We start from the raw sequence: 1,396 nt of genomic DNA on the forward strand, positions 1-1,396 counted from the left end.
TTTACCGAATCGATCACAGATAATGGTGGAGAAGTGGTTCACTTCGATTGGCGACCATCAGCCGGTGGCGATGTTAAGCTTCAAAATGTCTTGTATTTCTTATCAAATTACGAGTTCACGTCAAAGGAGGACAACTAATCATGAGTTATCAAACAATTGATGAGGCTAACCAAGCCGTGATTAATAAAATTACCCAAAGTGCACCCTTTTTAATGGATGTTCAACCAGCGAAAGCACTGATTCCTGAGTTGAATAGCTACATGCTTCTTCATGCGGGGCCGCCAATGAGTTGGGAAGAGATGACAGATCCAATGCAAGGGTCATGTGTAGGGGCGGTTCTCTTTGAAGAATGGGCGACTGATGAAGTCGCAGCTCGAGAGCTACTAGCTTCTGGTAAAGTAGCCTTTGCGCCATGTCATCACTACAATGCAGTTGGTCCGATGGGAGGAATTACCTCAGCGAACATGCCATTATTAGTAGTTGAAAACAAAACAGATGGCAATCGTGCTTACTGTACGATGAACGAAGGAATTGGCGCTGTCCTGCGTTTTGGTGCTTACTCAGAGGAAGTCATTACCCGTTTACGTTGGATGCGTGACACATTAGGACCAGTCTTGAGTAAAGCCATTAGCACAATGGAAGACGGTTTGAATATCAACGTCCTAGTAGCAAAAGCAATTGCCATGGGAGATGAGTTCCATCAACGAAACATCGCGGCATCACTCGCTTTCTATAAGGAAGTTGGCCCAATTATTACGAGCTTGACTATTACAGAAAAAGAGAAGCAAGAAGTCTCGAAATTCTTAGCAGATACGGATCAATTTTTCTTAAACATTATGATGGCAGCAGCCAAAGCAGTGATGGATGGGGCTCGTCAAATTGAAGAGGGAACAGTTGTCACAGCAATGTGTCGAAACGGAAAAGACTTCGGTATCAGAATAAGTGGAATGGGAGACCAATGGTTCACAGGTCCAGTAAATACGCCGCAAGGCTTGTACTTTTCAGGCTATAGTGGAGAAGATGCGAATACAGATATTGGGGACAGTGCAATCACTGAAACCTTTGGTGTAGGTGGGATGGCGATGATCGCAGCACCAGCCGTGACCCGTTTTGTTGGTTCAGGTGGTTTCTACGACGCCTTGAATACTAGTAACGAAATGTCAGAAATCTGTCTCAGTCATAACAATAATTTCCCAGTGCCAACATGGGATTTCAAAGGAATTTGTTTAGGTATTGATGCTCGATTAGTAGTAGAATCAGGCATTACGCCTGTAATTAATACAGGGATTGCTCATAAAAAAGCTGGGATTGGTCAAATAGGGGCAGGCACAGTTCGTCCGCCATTATCTTGTTTTGAAAAAGCTATTACCGCTTATGCAGAAAAATTAGGCATGAA

General features: G+C 43.7%; 1 protein-coding gene. It reads left to right on the forward strand.

Annotation, left to right across the window (positions count from 1 at the left end; translation table 11 throughout):
- Positions 1-140 precede the first annotated feature (140 nt).
- On the forward strand, positions 141-1,396 hold a 1,256-nt coding region (locus AC5KOD_RS02595; protein WP_496912982.1), incomplete at its 3' end, for a YlbE family protein.

The sequence above is a fragment of the Vagococcus sp. WN80Y genome, assembly GCF_059621045.1.